Raw genomic sequence first — 14606 nt, forward strand, 5'->3', positions numbered from 1 at the left:
GCTCATTATAACGGGTTGCGAAACGCATATGAGCAGCACCTGGCATATTCTCGGCGCCGGCAGCCTAGGCAGCCTGTGGGCCTGCCGCCTGGCGCGCGCAGGCAAAGCTGTGCGCCTGATCCTGCGGGACGGTCAACGGCTGCAGGCCTACCAGCAAGCCGGCGGCCTGACCTTGGTCGAACAGGACCAGCCCCACCACTACGCCATTCCTGCCGAAACCGCGCAGGCGCAAGGCCCCATCCACCGCCTGCTGGTGGCTTGCAAGGCCTACGATGCCGCCCCGGCCATTGCCGGTGTGGCACACCGGCTAGCCGAGGGTGCCGAAGTGGTGTTGCTGCAGAACGGCCTGGGCAGCCAGGACGACGTGGCCGACCTGGTGCCCCATGCACGCAGCATCTTCGCGTCCAGTACCGAAGGGGCGTTCCGCGAAGGCGACTGGCAGGTACGCTTTGCCGGCCACGGTTTCAACTGGCTGGGTGACCCGCGCAACCCGACCATCCCCGCCTGGTTCGATGACCTGCATGACGCAGGCATCCCCGCTGAATGGACCGTGGACATCCTCACCCGCCTGTGGCGCAAACTTGCGCTCAACTGTGCCATCAACCCGCTGACCGTGCTATACGACTGCCAGAACGGTGGGCTGCTGGGGCACCTGGGCGAAGTTGACGCGTTGTGTACCGAACTGGCCGAATTGCTGCGCCGCTGCGGCCAACCGCAAGCAGCAGTCGAGCTGGATGAAGAAGTGCAACGGGTGATCCTCGCCACCGCAGCCAACTACTCTTCCATGTACCAGGACGTACGCGCCGGCCGACGCACCGAGGTGCATTACCTGCTCGGCCATGCCTGCCGCGCAGCCGGGCGCCATGGCCTGCAATTGCCGCAGCTTGAACACTTGCGGCAGCGCCTGGTCGATAACTTGCGCACACGTGGCTTGCCCTGCGACTGATGCGGCCCTTCAACCGGATACGGACATTGCCTAGCCCATGACCTTGCGCCAACGCCTGGAAAACCTCCCGGTCGGGCAGAAGCTGCTGGCGGCCCTGCTGGTATTGCTGGTGACCATCCTGCTGGTGGCCAACCTCACCTTCATCAGTGCCGCCTACTGGATCACCCAGGAGAGCATGGCCCCGCAGGCGCTGCAGACTATCGGGCGGCTGGTGGCCAACCCGCAGCTTGCCGCCCGCGCGGGTGACAGCGCAGAAACCGCCAACGCCCTGCTCAAGGAGCTGGACAGCTACACGCCATTGCGTGCGGCCGCCGTCTACGGTGGCGATGGCCGCATGCTGGCGCAATTGCAGCATGGCGATCCGCTAACCCTGCCCAAGCGCTTTCGCAACATCGACGGCTGGCGCCTGATGGAGTTTCGCAGCACCCAGCTGATCCGCATCCCGCGCGACGCCAACCCGCCGGCGCACCTGCTGCTGGTGGCCAGCAGCGAGCTGCCCACCGCCTTCTACACCGGCACCCTCAGCGCCAGCCTGGGCATTCTGGTGTTCAGTATCCTGCTGTGGATCGTCATCGCCCGGCAGATAAAACGCCTGATCACCCAGCCGATCAACCAGCTTGAAGAGCTCAGCCGCCAGGTCACCCGCGAAGAAAGCTACGCCCTGCGCGCCCGGCGCGGCAACGACGATGAAATCGGCAGCCTGGCTGATGCCTTCAACACCATGCTGTCACGCATCGAAGCCCGCGAGCAGCAGCTCAAGCGCGCCCGCGACGAGTTCCAGGATGCCTATGACCAGGCCCAGGGCCTGGCCGAGGAAACCCGCCACACCAACCGCAAGCTGGAGCTGGAAGTACAGGTACGCAGCAAGATCGAGAAAAAGCTCACGGGTTTCCAGAACTACCTCAACAGCATCATCGACTCGATGCCCTCGGCGCTGATCGCCCTTGACGAACAGCTTTACGTGACCCAGTGGAACCACGAAGCCACGGTACTCTCCGGCACACCACTGGACGAAGCGCTGAACCAACCGGTATTCATCGCTTTCGAGCCGCTCAAGCCATTCCTTCCGCAACTGAAGGAAACGGTCGAGAAGCACCGGGTGGCAAAGATCGAGCGGGTCACCTGGCCCAAGGGCGACGACCTTCGCCACTACGCCCTGACCTTCTACCCGCTGACCGGCGGCGGCGGGCGCGGCGTGGTGATCCGCATCGACGACATCACCCAGCGGCTGTCGCTGGAGGAGATGATGGTGCAGTCGGAGAAAATGCTTTCAGTCGGTGGCCTGGCTGCCGGCATGGCCCACGAAATCAACAACCCGCTGGGTGCCATCCTGCACAACGTGCAGAACATCCGCCGGCGCCTGTCACCAGAGCTGCCGCGCAACCAGGAACAGGCCGAAGAGCTGGGTATCGACCTGTCAACGGTCAACCGTTACCTGGCCAGCCGCGAAGTGCCGCAATTGCTGGACGGTATTCAGCAGGCCGGCGCGCGGGCTGCCAAGATCGTCACGCACATGCTCAGTTTCAGCCGCCGCAGCAACCGCCAGCTGGTGCCGTGCGAGCTGCCGGCCCTGATCGACCAGGCGGTGGAAATTGCCAGCAACGACTTCGACCTCACCATCGGTTTCGACTTCAAGGGCCAGGCCATCGTGCGCCAGTTCGACCCCACACTCGGCCCGGTGCCCTGCACGGCCAACGAACTGGAGCAGGTACTGCTCAACCTGCTGAAAAACGCGGCCCAGGCCATCCACCTGCGCCCTCAGCCGAGTGAACCCGGGCGTATAACCCTGCGCACGCGGCTGAACCCGCCCTGGGCGGAGATTCAGGTCGAGGACAACGGCATCGGCATGCCCGAAGCAGTGCGCAAGCGCACCTTCGAGCCGTTTTTCACCACCAAGGAAATTGGGCAGGGCACCGGGTTGGGCCTGTCGGTCTCGTACTTCATCATCACCAATAACCACAAGGGGCAGATGGAAGTGCAGTCCACGCCCGGCCAGGGCACCTGCTTTACCCTGCGCCTGCCCCTCGGCCAGCCGGCGGCGCCGGCCAATACGGAGAAGTGACATGGGCTACCGCCTGTCGAAGATCTACACCCGCACCGGCGACAAGGGCGAAACCGGCCTGGGCGACGGTCGCCGGGTACCCAAGGACCACCCGCGGATCGAGGCGATTGGCGAGGTGGACAGCCTGAACAGCCAGTTGGGCGTGCTACTGGCGGGGTTGGCCGAGCAAGGGCTGGATGAGGTGAGTGCCGTGCTCGCGCCGTGTCAGCACCGCCTGTTCGACCTTGGGGGGGAGCTGGCAATGCCGAGTTACCAGGCGCTGAACCTGGCGGAGGTTGAGCGGCTGGAGGCGGCTATCGATGTGTGGAATGAAGAGCTGGGGCCGTTGAAGAACTTCATACTGCCCAGTGGTTCGGCGCTGGTGGCACAGGCGCATGTGTGCCGCTGTTTGGCGCGTAGCGCTGAACGGCGCTGTCAGCAGTTGAATGCAGTTGAGCCGTTGGAGGGGGTTGGGCTGGCGTATATCAACCGGCTTTCGGATCTGCTGTTTGTGGCGGCGCGGATCATTGGCCGGCGGCAGGGCATTGCAGAGGTGCTGTGGCAGCCTGCTGATAAGCCTCAAGGCTGATATTACCGGGGCTGCTTTGCAGCCCCTCTCAAAGGCGACTCAGATTTCAGGCCAGAACGCTCGGATGCCGGCCACACCTTGTGCCCCGACATCCCAGGCCTGCTCGCGCTCACCCGGCCCTACCCCACCCAGCAGGTAGACCGGCTTGTTGAACCCGGCAATCAACCGCTGCGCATCATCCCACCCCAGCGGTACCGCCTCAGGGTGGGTCTGGGTCGCCTGCACCGGAGACAAGGTGACAAAGTCCACGCCCATCTGCTCCGCCAGCGCCAGCTCCTCAGCGCTGTGGCACGACGCTGCCAGCCAACGTTCCTTGGGGAACGGCCGGCCCTTGGCCGCGTACTTGCGCAACTGCGCCGCCGTCAGGTGCCAACCCGCCGAGGGGAAGTCACCCAGCCACTCCAGCGGCCCCTTGAGCATCAGCTGTGCCTTGCCCGCACACAGCCCGACCGCGTCCACCGCTACATCGCGGTACTTGGGGTCGTACATGTCCGGGGCACGCAGCTGGATCAGCCGAATACCCCTGGCCACCGCCTTCTGGATGCCCTTGAGCATCTGCGGCACTTCCAGGCCATCCGGGGTAATCAGGTACTGGTCCGGCAGGCGCGCAGCGGCAACGATCGGCTTGTTGGCCTCCGGGAATTCGTACTGCGGCAAGTCGCGCGGGGCCACCCATTCCAACGGCTGCCCCTCGGCGCCATGGGGTTCGCCGGTGAACGCGTCGACCTCGCGCACGTCCAGCAGCACCTGCTTGTCCGGGTAATCATGGCTGACCTTGATCAGCGCACGCGAACGGGTGACCTCGATGCCCAGTTCCTCGCGCAGCTCACGGGCCAGCGCCGCTTCCACGCTTTCGCCCGCTTCTACCTTGCCACCGGGAAACTCCCATAGGCCGCCCTGGTGCTGGGTATCCGCCCGACGTGCGATCAGAATACGCCCGTCATCGCCACGAATGACGGCAGCTACTACATGAATCCGTTTCACCCTTCACGCTCCGCCAGGCCAGCCTGCTGCCAAGCCTTGAAGGCTGGCCACTGATAAATGGTCTCGATGTAGGCGGCCGCCTCTGCTGGCACCGCCACGCGGTAGGTGCGCAGACGCACGGCCACCGGGGCGAAGAAGGCATCGGCCAGGCTCGGCTTGCCGAACAGGAACGGGCCGTTGTCCTTGGCCACCACGCGGCATTCGGACCACAGCGCGACGATACGGTCGATGTCGACTTGCACGTCCAGTGGCACTTCGTCCAAGGCACTGTCACGCGACAAGTCGAACGGCATGGCGCCACGCAGGGCAAAGAAGCCGCTGTGCATCTGCGCGCAGGCAGAACGGGCCTGGGCACGGGCCGCGACATCGGCAGGCCACAGCTGCGCGTCAGGGTGCTGTTCGTTGAGGTATTCGCCAATCGCCAGGGAGTCGGCGATCACACCGTGCTCGGTCTTGAGCAGCGGTACCTTGCCAGTGGCGGAGAATGCGAGGATGCGCTGACGGGTATCAGGCTGGTTGAGTTTGATCAGGGTTTCTTCGTAGGGCACGCCAGCCAGCTCGAGGGCCAGGGCGCCACGCAGCGACCAGGAGGAATACAGCTTGTCGCCGATGATCAGGTGATAGCTCATGGTTCGGCTCCATTGTTTTGGAATTTTGGGGCTGCTTTGCAGCCCTTTCGCGGCACGAGGCCGCTCCTACAAAAGCGCGCGCGGTCCCTGTAGGAGCGGCCTCGTGCCGCGAAAGGGCCGCAACGCGGCCCCAGTTGCATCAAGTACGGTATTCGGCGTTGATCTTCACGTACTCGTGGGACAGGTCGGTGGTCCAGATGGTTTCGCTGCACGCACCGCGGCCCAACTCGATACGAATGGTGATCTCTTCCTGGGCCATCACTGCCGAGCCTTGCGCTTCGGTGTAGCTTGGGCTGCGGCCGCCCTGGCTGGCGATGCACACGCTATCCAGGTACACGTCGATCAGGCTCACATCCAGCTCCGGCACGCCCGCACGGCCAACAGCCGCGAGGATACGGCCCCAGTTCGGGTCGGAGGCGAACAGTGCAGTCTTGATCAGCGGCGAGTGGGCCACGGCGTAGCCGACGTCCAGGCATTCCTGGTGGTTGCCACCGCCGTTAACCTGCACGGTCACGAACTTGGTGGCACCTTCGCCGTCACGAACGATGGCCTGGGCCACTTCCATGCACACTTCGAACACCGCTTTTTTCAGCGCTTCGAACAGCGCGCCGCTCGCTTCAGTGACTTCCGGCAGGTTGGCCTTGCCGGTGGCGATCAGCATGCAGCAGTCGTTGGTCGAGGTGTCGCCGTCGATGGTGATGCGGTTGAACGACTTGTTGGCGCCGTCCAGCATCAGGTCCTTGAGCACCGCCGGGGCAACCTTGGCGTCCGTGGCGATGTAGCCGAGCATGGTGGCCATGTTCGGGCGGATCATGCCGGCGCCTTTGCTGATGCCGGTGACGGTAACGGTCACGCCGTCGTGCTGGAACTGGCGGCTGGCGCCCTTGGGCAGGGTGTCGGTGGTCATGATGCCGGTGGCGGCTTCAGCCCAGTGGTTTTCCGACAGGTTGTCGAGGGCGGCCTGCAGTGCACCTTCGATCTTCTCGACCGGCAGTGGCTCACCGATCACGCCGGTGGAGAACGGCAGTACCGACTCGGCCGGCACGCCAGCCAATTCGGCCAGCTTGGCGCAAGTACGCTCGGCAGCCGCCAGGCCTGGCGCGCCGGTACCGGCGTTGGCATTACCGGTATTGGTCAGCAGGTAACGCACGGTGCCCTGAACACGCTGCTTGGAAAGGATCACCGGCGCTGCGCAGAAGGCGTTGAGGGTGAACACGCCGGCCACGCTGGAGCCTTCGGCACAGCGCATCACCACCACGTCCTTGCGCCCAGGGCGCTTGATGCCGGCAGAAGCGATGCCGAGTTCAAAACCCGGAACCGGGTGCAGGGTGGGCAAAGGACCAAGACCAACAGCCATTAGAGCGCTCCTAGAAAACGGTGAATATGGAAAAAGGGGGCCGCAATGCGGCCCCCAGGGTTGTCACGATACAGCAATCAGGTCAGATCACTCGATCTGGCCATGGCAATGCTTGAACTTCTTGCCCGAACCACACCAGCACGGCTCGTTGCGGCCCAGCTTCTGGTCGTTGCGCACCGGCGCCGAGGCTACCGCCACTTCGGCAACTTCTTCGCTCAGTTGTTCGCTTTCCAGGCCCGGTGCAGCGGCATGCTGGAACTGCATGCGGCTGGCCAGTTCCTCGGCCTCGCGGCGCAGACGGGCTTCTTCCTCGGCCGGGTCTTCGCGGCGAACCTGAACGTGCGAAAGCACGCGGATGGTGTCGCGCTTGATCGACTCGAGCAGCTCCTGGAACAGGGTGAACGACTCGCGCTTGTACTCCTGCTTCGGGTTCTTCTGCGCATAGCCACGCAGGTGAATACCGTGACGCAGGTGGTCCATGGTCGACAGGTGGTCTTTCCACAGGTCGTCCAGCACGCGCAGCAGGATCTGCTTCTCGAAGGTACGCAGGGCGTCGATACCGGCCTGGTCTTCCTTCTCGGTGTAGGCAGTGGTGATTTCGTTCAGCAGCTTCTCGCGCAGGGTCTCTTCGTAGAGGTGATCGTCCTCGTCGAGCCATTGCTGGATCGGCAACTTCATGGCGAAATCGCTGGCCAGCGACGCCTCCAGGCCGGCCACGTCCCACTGTTCGGGCAGCGACTGCGGCGGGATGTGCTGGCTGATGGTAGCGTCCAGCACTTCCTTGCGGAATTCGACGATGGTGTCGCCGATGTTTTCGGCTGCCAGCAGGCTGTTGCGCATGTGGTAGATCACCTTGCGCTGCTCGTTGGCCACGTCATCGTATTCGAGCAATTGCTTACGGATGTCGAAGTTGCGGCCTTCGACCTTGCGCTGGGCCTTCTCGATGGCGTTGGTGACCATGCGGTGCTCGATGGCCTCGCCCGACTGCATGCCGAGTGCCTTCATGAAGTTCTTCACCCGGTCAGAGGCGAAGATACGCATCAGGCTGTCTTCCAGCGACAGGTAGAAGCGGCTGGAACCCGGGTCGCCCTGACGGCCGGAACGGCCCCGCAGCTGGTTGTCGATACGGCGCGACTCGTGGCGTTCGGAGGCGATCACGTGCAGGCCACCGGCTTCGATCACCTGCTGGTGACGCTTCTGCCAGTCGGCCTTGATCTGCGCGATCTGCTCGGCGGTCGGGTTTTCCAGGGCGGCCACTTCGGCTTCCCAGTTACCACCCAACAGGATGTCGGTACCACGGCCGGCCATGTTGGTGGCGATGGTCAGCGCACCCGGGGCACCGGCTTGCGCGATGATCTCGGCTTCCTTTTCGTGGTACTTGGCGTTCAGTACCTTGTGGTCGATGCCTTCCTTCTTGAGCAGGTTCGACATGTGCTCGGACGTTTCGATGGTCGCGGTACCCACCAGGATCGGCCGGCCCTGCTTCATGCTTTCCTTGATGTCGGCGATGATCGCAGCGTATTTCTCGTCGGCGGTCAGGTACACCAGGTCGTTGAAGTCCTTACGCGCCAGTGGTTTGTTCGGCGGAATGACCATCACGTTGAGGGCGTAGATCGACTGGAACTCGAACGCTTCAGTGTCAGCGGTACCGGTCATGCCGGACAGCTTGGTGTACAGGCGGAAGTAGTTCTGGAACGTGGTCGAAGCCAGGGTCTGACTCTCGGCTTGGATGTTCAGGTTCTCTTTGGCTTCGATGGCCTGGTGCAGGCCTTCGGACAGGCGACGACCCGGCATGGTACGACCGGTGTGTTCGTCGATCAGCAGTACCTGGCCGTCCTGGACGATGTACTCGACGTTGCGGTGGAACAGCTTGTGCGCGCGCAGGCCTGCGTAGACGTGGGTCAGCAGGCCCAGGTTGTGCGCGGAGTACAGGCTCTCGCCCTCGGCCAGCAGGCCGGCCTGGGTGAGCATTTCCTCGATGTACTGGTGACCGGCTTCGTTCAGCTCGACCTGACGGCTCTTCTCGTCGATGGTGAAGTGGCCTTCCTGGGTAACCTGGCCTTCCACTTCCTCGATGTGCTGGGTCAGGCGCGGGATCAGGCGATTGATCTCGATATACAGCTTGGAGCTGTCTTCGGCCTGGCCGGAGATGATCAACGGGGTGCGCGCTTCGTCGATGAGGATGGAGTCGACTTCGTCGATCACGGCGAAGTTCAGTTCACGCTGGAACTTCTCGTCCTGGCTGAACGCCATGTTGTCGCGCAGGTAGTCGAAACCGAATTCGTTGTTGGTGCCGTAGGTGATGTCGGACGCATAGGCCGCACGCTTTTCTTCCGGCGGCTGAAACGCCGAGACGATTCCGACCGACAGGCCGAGGAATTCGTACAGCGGGCGCATCCAGTTGGCGTCACGGCGGGCCAGGTAGTCGTTGACGGTGACCACGTGCACGCCCTTGCCGGACAGTGCGTTGAGGTACACGGCCAGGGTACCGACCAAGGTCTTGCCTTCACCGGTGCGCATTTCTGCGATCATACCCTCGTGCAGGGTCATGCCGCCGATCAGCTGCACGTCGAAGTGGCGCATGCCCATCACGCGTTTGCCGGCCTCACGGGCTACGGCGAAGGCTTCAGGCAGCAATTGGTCCAGTGTCTCGCCTTTGGCCAAACGCTCCTTGAACTCTGCGGTCTTGCCCCGCAGCTGTTCGTCGGAGAGGGCCACCATCTTCTCTTCGAAGGCATTGACGATACTCACCGTCTTGAGCATGCGTTTCACTTCACGCTCGTTCTTGCTTCCAAAAAGTTTCTTTAACAAAGGCGCAAACATATCGGCAGGATCTTCCACACGTAGGGATGGAGGGCGGCCCCATGAGTCGCCCGTGCAGCCCTGAGGCCGCATGCGAACGAGCATTCTACCCGGAAACGATGGTGAGGAAAGTGGTGGATTTCCACGATGCTATTACAGCGTTTTGGCGGGGGCTTGTCTTAGATAGGGTCATTCTCCCTGAGTTCAAGGCTTGACAACATGAAAGGTATCGAGAACCAATCTTATCTTCTGCTGCCCGCGAAGAGGCCGGTGCAGGCTATAGAGGTGTTAAACTGCCGACCACGTAACCTCATGCATACCCCATGGCCTACAAACCCTCCCCCGCCCAGCCACCTTCCGCCCTGCTCCGACAGGTGCGCCCGCTGCGCCTGCTGCTGAACCAGGCCGAGCGCCTGGAGCACCTGCAGCGCCTGCTGGAAAGCCAGCTGCAACCGGCTGCCCGCGAGCACTGCCATGTCGCATCATGGCGCGATGGTACTTTGTTGCTGGTGGTTACCGACGGCCATTGGGCAACCCGCCTGCGCTACCAGCAGAAGCGCCTGCTGGCGGCATTGCAGGCTATGGAAGCCTTCGGCAACCTCCGGCGCATCCTGTACAAGGTGCAGCCACCGCTGGTGCCAGCCAAGCGCGGCGGGCATGCTGCCGAACTCTCGAACAGCGCCGCCGAGAGCCTGCGCGACACCGCCGAGGGCATCACCGACCCCAAGCTACGTGCCGCACTGGAACGGTTGGCTGCCCACGCCAACGGCAAGGCATAAAAAAGGCCACCCGAAGGTGGCCTTGATTACAACACTAGAGAGAGTGTTCGAACTTACACGGCCGCAACAGGGCGCATGTACGAGATCGGTGCCGTGCTGGCATCTTCGAACGTAACCACTTCCCAGGCATCGGTTTCGGCAATCAGTTTGCGCAGCAGCTGGTTGTTCAGCGCGTGGCCGGACTTGTAGCCCTTGAACTCGCCGATCAGGCTGTTGCCCAGCAGATAGAGGTCGCCAATGGCGTCGAGGATCTTGTGCTTGACGAATTCGTCATCGGATCGAAGGCCGTCTTCGTTAAGCACACCCGTTTCGTCGACGACGATGGCGTTCTCGACACTGCCGCCCAGCGCAAGGTTGTGCTTGCGCAGGTACTCGATGTCACGCATGAAACCGAAAGTGCGGGCGCGGCTGACTTCCTTCACGAACGAGGTGCTGGAAAAGTCAACGACTGCACTCTGGGTCTGGCCCTTGAGGACCGGGTGATCGAAGTCGATCTCGAAGCTCACTTTGAACCCTTCGAAAGGCAGGAACGTGGCGCGCTTGTCGCCCTCTTCCACGGTTACCTCACGCAGGATGCGGATGAACTTCTTGGCTGCGTCCTGTTCTTCCAGGCCAGCAGACTGAATCAGGAATACAAAAGGACCGGCGCTGCCATCCATGATCGGCACTTCCGAGGCGGAGAGCTCGACGTAGGCGTTATCGATGCCCAGGCCCGCCATGGCGGAGAGCAGGTGCTCGACCGTATCGACCTTGACGTCACCGTTGACCAGCGTCGTCGACATGGTTGTCTCGCCGACGTTGGCCGCACGCGCAGGGATTTCGACCACAGGGTCGAGGTCGGCGCGGCGGAAGACGATGCCGGTGTCAACAGGTGCAGGCTTGAGGGTCAGGTAAACCTTCTCCCCGGAGTGCAGACCGACACCTGTGGCACGGATGGTATTCTTCAGGGTGCGTTGTTTAATCATGGCATTGGCCGCTTCAGCGCAAATTGCGAACAGGTATCAACAAAGGCTGGGGATGATAACAGACCCAACCTTTGATGAATACCAATCACCTTTATACCCCTGATAAATTCCATTAATCAGCCTGACGACGCAGGAAAGCCGGGATATCGAGGTAGTCCAGGTCGTCCTGAGGGTTCAGTTTAGCGGCTGCGGCAGCACCTGCATGGGCCTGGTTGCGCATCACGGTCGGGCGCTCCAGGTCACGGTAGTTGACCGCTGGCTGCTCCTGACGAACCGGTGCAGGGTTGGATGCTTCGTACGCCTGCTGAGCGGTCTGCAGGGTGTTGTCCACCACTTTGACCGGCTTCTCGATGCGCGCGCCCAGGCCAGTGGCCACAACGGTCACGTGCAGTTCGTCGCGCATATCCGGGTCGATCACGGTGCCGACCTTGACCATGGCGTGGTCAGAGGCGAAGGCTTCGATGATGCTACCCACGTCGGAGTACTCACCCAGCGACAGGTCCGGGCCTGCGGTGATGTTCACCAGGATGCCGCGGGCGCCCTGCAGGTTGACGTCTTCCAGCAGCGGGTTGCGGATGGCAGCCTCAGTGGCTTCACGCGCACGGTTCGGGCCGCTGGCGCAACCAGTACCCATCATGGCCATGCCCATTTCACCCATCACGGTGCGCACGTCGGCGAAGTCGACGTTGATCATGCCCGGACGCTTGATGATGTCGGAGATACCGCGCACGGCACCGGCCAGAACATCGTCAGCCTTGGCGAACGCCGACAGCAGGCTGGCATCCTTGCCCAGGATGGTCAGCAGCTTCTCGTTGGGGATGGTGATCAACGAGTCGACGCTTTCGGCCAGCATGCGGATGCCTTCATCGGCGATCTGCATACGTTTGCGGCCCTCGAACGGGAACGGACGGGTCACCACGGCTACGGTGAGGATGCCCATTTCCTTGGCCACTTCGGCAATGATCGGCGCTGCACCGGTACCGGTACCGCCACCCATGCCAGTGGTGATGAACACCATGTTGGTGCCCTGCAGCACTTCAGCGATGCGCTCACGGTCTTCCAGCGCGGCCTGACGGCCGACTTCCGGATTGGCACCGGCACCCAGGCCCTTGGTCACACCAGTGCCCAATTGCAGGATGGTACGCGCACCGATGTTTTTCAGCGCTTGAGCATCAGTGTTGGCGCAAATGAATTCCACGCCTTCGATGCTGCTCTTGACCATGTGGTTGACGGCGTTGCCGCCACCACCACCAACGCCGATCACCTTGATGACCGGGCTTTGCGGGACGTTGTCTACGAGCTCGAACATTTTCCCTCTCCTTACAGTTCTCTAGTTGTTGCGCCTACCACTACTGCTTTGAAACTTAGAAGTTGCCCTGGACCCACTTCTTGAAGCGCTCAAGTACTGGGGCCTTCGGTTCATCGCCATAGCTGTTGTTGCTGCTGTTGCTGTTACCGGTCAGGACCATGTCCTCGGACTGCTTCAGCAGGCCGTAGGTGAGCAGGCCCACGCCGGTGGAATAGATCGGGTTGCGCACCACGTCGCTCAGCCCACGAACGCTGTGCGGTACGCCCAGGCGTACCGGCATGTGGAAGATTTCCTCAGCCAGTTCCACGGCACCTTCCATCTTCGCGGTGCCGCCGGTGAGGACGATGCCGGCCGGCACCAGGTCCTCGTAGCCGCTGCGGCGCAGCTCGGCCTGGATCAGGGTGAAGAGCTCGTCGTAACGTGGCTCCACCACCTCGGCCAGGGCCTGGCGCGACAGCTCGCGCGGTGGGCGGTCGCCCACGCTCGGCACTTTGATGGTCTCGCCGGCACCGGCCAGTTTGGCCAGGGCGCAGGCGTAGCGGATCTTGATTTCTTCGGCGTACTGGGTCGGGGTACGCAGGGCCATGGCGATGTCGTTGGTCACCTGGTCACCGGCAATCGGGATGACTGCGGTGTGACGGATGGCGCCTTCGGTGAAGATGGCGATGTCGGTGGTGCCACCACCGATGTCCACCAGGCACACGCCCAGCTCTTTTTCATCGTCGGTCAGCACCGAGTACGCCGAGGCCAGTTGCTCGAGGATGATGTCGTCGATTTCCAGGCCACAGCGGCGTACGCATTTCTCGATGTTCTGCGCCGCATTCACTGCGCAGGTGACCACGTGAACCTTGGCTTCCAGGCGCACGCCCGACATGCCCAGTGGCTCGCGCACGCCTTCCTGATTGTCGATCACGTAGTCCTGCGGCAGGGTGTGCAGCACACGCTGGTCGGCCGGAATGGCCACGGCCTGGGCGGCGTCGAGTACACGCTCCAGGTCGGCCAGGCTGACCTCGCGGTCGCGGATGGCGACGATGCCGTGGGAGTTCAGGCTGCGGATGTGGTTGCCGGCCACGCCAACGAAGGCCGAGTGGATACGGCAGCCGGCCATCAGCTGCGCTTCTTCCACCGCGCGCTGGATCGACTGAACGGTGGACTCGATGTTCACCACCACGCCTTTCTTCAGGCCACGGGACGGATGGGTACCGATCCCGACGATTTCCAGGGTGCCGTCTTCGCCCACTTCGCCCACCAGCGCCACCACCTTGGAGGTGCCAATGTCCAGCCCGACGATCATTTTGCCGCTATGCGCGTTTGCCATGGTCCTGCCTCTCTCTAATTCTTCGCAACGGCGGGTTGGGCCGTCGTCGGTGCAATCGGTTCCCGCCAACCAACGGCAAGTCCGTTGGAATAACGCAGATCAATGCGGGCGATAGTGGTGATCTGGTCTTTGAGTGTTTTGTCGTAAATGGCAATGAAACGGCGCATCTTCTCCACCAGATGATCGCGCCCCAGCAGCAGCTCGATGCCTGGCCCGGCGCTGCTCGCGCCAGTGGTCAGGAACCAGCTGCCTCGCTCGCGCAGCTCCAGGCGAGCGATGGAAAAGCCCAGGGGGCGCAGCATCTGGCTCAATACCTGATACTGCTGCATGACTTGTTGCTGAGCACGTTGCGGCCCGACCAGCTGCGGCAGGTGCTCATAGTTGGCCAGTTCACGCGGGGTAAAGGCCTGGCCCTGGTTGTTGAGCAAGGCTTCGTCACCCCAGCGTGCCACCGGCAGCTGCTCTTCCAGGCGGATCACCACCTCGTCGGGCCACACCCGGCGCACTTCGGCGTGGGCGATCCATGGCATCTGTTCGAGTTCCGCACGCATCGCCGGCAGGTCGACGCTGAAGAAACTCGCCGCCACGTAGGGCGCGATACGCTGCTGCACCGATTGCTGGCTGATGTAGCTGAGGTCACCCTGCACGTCGATCTTGGTGATCGGCCGGTCGGCATAGGGCATCAGGCGAATGGCACCCTCATAAGCACCAAAGCCGGCCGCCACCAGCAGCACCGGCCACAGCAGGCGTTTGAGGCCGCCCAGGCTTGGACGCGGCAGGCGCGCCGATACGGGCTCGTCGGCCACCAGCCGGCTGGCACCACGCGGTACCGGCTTACTACGGCCGGTAACGGGTTGCTGCTGACGTATCATCGCGCCTTGCATGGT

The 14606-nt window shown here is 62.8% G+C and carries 12 protein-coding genes; 4 read left to right on the plus strand and 8 right to left on the minus strand.

The annotated features are described in order from the left end of the window. The first annotated feature begins 28 nt into the window (after window positions 1-28). From B9A31_RS13820 to B9A31_RS13830, 3 genes are read left to right on the plus strand one after another with little or no spacing between them, the layout of a single operon-like run. Complete coding sequence (locus B9A31_RS13820) at window positions 29-946, plus strand: putative 2-dehydropantoate 2-reductase (protein WP_019098326.1); 918 nt, start codon at window positions 29-31, stop codon at window positions 944-946. Between the two features lie 37 nt (window positions 947-983). Further along, on the plus strand, window positions 984-3008 hold the full coding sequence (locus B9A31_RS13825) for a sensor histidine kinase (protein ID WP_027609134.1): 2025 nt from the start codon (window positions 984-986) through the stop codon (window positions 3006-3008). Between the two features lies 1 nt (window position 3009). Next, window positions 3010-3576, plus strand: coding sequence for a cob(I)yrinic acid a,c-diamide adenosyltransferase (locus B9A31_RS13830; protein ID WP_025753953.1), 567 nt, complete (start codon window positions 3010-3012; stop codon window positions 3574-3576). Between the two features lie 39 nt (window positions 3577-3615). Here the strand turns inward: B9A31_RS13830 and B9A31_RS13835 are convergent, their stop codons facing one another. The 4 genes from B9A31_RS13835 to secA all read right to left on the minus strand — a co-directional run bounded on the left by B9A31_RS13835 (window position 3616) and on the right by secA (window position 9369). Then, the gene (locus tag B9A31_RS13835; protein ID WP_025753954.1) at window positions 3616-4560 is read right to left on the minus strand and encodes a Nudix family hydrolase; all 945 of its coding nucleotides are present in this window, start codon (window positions 4558-4560) and stop codon (window positions 3616-3618) included. Then, window positions 4557-5189, minus strand: coding sequence for a glutathione S-transferase family protein (locus tag B9A31_RS13840; RefSeq protein ID WP_019097336.1), 633 nt, complete (start codon window positions 5187-5189; stop codon window positions 4557-4559). The genes B9A31_RS13835 and B9A31_RS13840 overlap by 4 nt, the downstream gene beginning before the upstream one ends. A gap of 139 nt (window positions 5190-5328) precedes the next feature. Further along, the gene (argJ, locus tag B9A31_RS13845) at window positions 5329-6546 is read right to left on the minus strand and encodes a bifunctional glutamate N-acetyltransferase/amino-acid acetyltransferase ArgJ (protein WP_019097337.1); all 1218 of its coding nucleotides are present in this window, start codon (window positions 6544-6546) and stop codon (window positions 5329-5331) included. A gap of 87 nt (window positions 6547-6633) precedes the next feature. Beyond that, window positions 6634-9369 carry a preprotein translocase subunit SecA gene (gene secA, locus B9A31_RS13850; RefSeq protein WP_019097338.1) on the minus strand — a complete coding sequence of 912 codons (2736 nt, stop codon included), beginning with the start codon at window positions 9367-9369 and terminating at the stop codon, window positions 6634-6636. Window positions 9370-9671: 302 nt separating this feature from the next. On the opposite strand from secA, the gene B9A31_RS13855 reads away from it, so the two are divergent. Then, window positions 9672-10127 (plus strand): DUF721 domain-containing protein, encoded by a 456-nt coding sequence (locus B9A31_RS13855; protein ID WP_016713568.1) that lies wholly within the window; start codon window positions 9672-9674, stop codon window positions 10125-10127. Between the two features lie 53 nt (window positions 10128-10180). Here B9A31_RS13855 and lpxC read toward each other — a convergent pair whose 3' ends face one another. The 4 genes from lpxC to B9A31_RS13875 all read right to left on the minus strand — a co-directional run bounded on the left by lpxC (window position 10181) and on the right by B9A31_RS13875 (window position 14603). Further along, a complete protein-coding gene (lpxC, locus tag B9A31_RS13860) occupies window positions 10181-11092 on the minus strand; it encodes a UDP-3-O-acyl-N-acetylglucosamine deacetylase (protein WP_016713567.1) in 912 nt (303 codons plus the stop codon). A 112-nt stretch (window positions 11093-11204) separates the two neighbouring features. Then, window positions 11205-12401, minus strand: coding sequence for a cell division protein FtsZ (gene ftsZ / locus B9A31_RS13865; protein ID WP_003251871.1), 1197 nt, complete (start codon window positions 12399-12401; stop codon window positions 11205-11207). Between the two features lie 55 nt (window positions 12402-12456). Continuing rightward, entirely contained in the window at window positions 12457-13719 is a 1263-nt protein-coding gene (gene ftsA / locus B9A31_RS13870; RefSeq protein ID WP_016713566.1) for a cell division protein FtsA, read from the minus strand. A 14-nt stretch (window positions 13720-13733) separates the two neighbouring features. After that, the gene (locus B9A31_RS13875; protein ID WP_019097340.1) at window positions 13734-14603 is read right to left on the minus strand and encodes a cell division protein FtsQ/DivIB; all 870 of its coding nucleotides are present in this window, start codon (window positions 14601-14603) and stop codon (window positions 13734-13736) included. Between the last annotated feature and the right edge of the window lie 3 nt (window positions 14604-14606).

This window comes from Pseudomonas sp. URIL14HWK12:I5 (assembly GCF_900176445.1).
Classification (GTDB): domain Bacteria; phylum Pseudomonadota; class Gammaproteobacteria; order Pseudomonadales; family Pseudomonadaceae; genus Aquipseudomonas; species Aquipseudomonas monteilii.

What these genes read in the sequence shown, in the direction of transcription:
- ftsA (WP_016713566.1), bottom strand. Translation starts at nt 13,719, where the DNA reads ATGGCAAACGCGCATAGCGGCAAAATGATCGTCGGGCTGGACATTGGC.
- B9A31_RS13820 (WP_019098326.1), top strand. Translation starts at nt 29, where the DNA reads ATGAGCAGCACCTGGCATATTCTCGGCGCCGGCAGCCTAGGCAGCCTG.
- B9A31_RS13875 (WP_019097340.1), bottom strand. Translation starts at nt 14,603, where the DNA reads ATGCAAGGCGCGATGATACGTCAGCAGCAACCCGTTACCGGCCGTAGT.
- lpxC (WP_016713567.1), bottom strand. Translation starts at nt 11,092, where the DNA reads ATGATTAAACAACGCACCCTGAAGAATACCATCCGTGCCACAGGTGTC.
- B9A31_RS13825 (WP_027609134.1), top strand. Translation starts at nt 984, where the DNA reads ATGACCTTGCGCCAACGCCTGGAAAACCTCCCGGTCGGGCAGAAGCTG.
- secA (WP_019097338.1), bottom strand. Translation starts at nt 9,369, where the DNA reads ATGTTTGCGCCTTTGTTAAAGAAACTTTTTGGAAGCAAGAACGAGCGT.
- B9A31_RS13840 (WP_019097336.1), bottom strand. Translation starts at nt 5,189, where the DNA reads ATGAGCTATCACCTGATCATCGGCGACAAGCTGTATTCCTCCTGGTCG.
- argJ (WP_019097337.1), bottom strand. Translation starts at nt 6,546, where the DNA reads ATGGCTGTTGGTCTTGGTCCTTTGCCCACCCTGCACCCGGTTCCGGGT.
- ftsZ (WP_003251871.1), bottom strand. Translation starts at nt 12,401, where the DNA reads ATGTTCGAGCTCGTAGACAACGTCCCGCAAAGCCCGGTCATCAAGGTG.
- B9A31_RS13855 (WP_016713568.1), top strand. Translation starts at nt 9,672, where the DNA reads ATGGCCTACAAACCCTCCCCCGCCCAGCCACCTTCCGCCCTGCTCCGA.
- B9A31_RS13830 (WP_025753953.1), top strand. Translation starts at nt 3,010, where the DNA reads ATGGGCTACCGCCTGTCGAAGATCTACACCCGCACCGGCGACAAGGGC.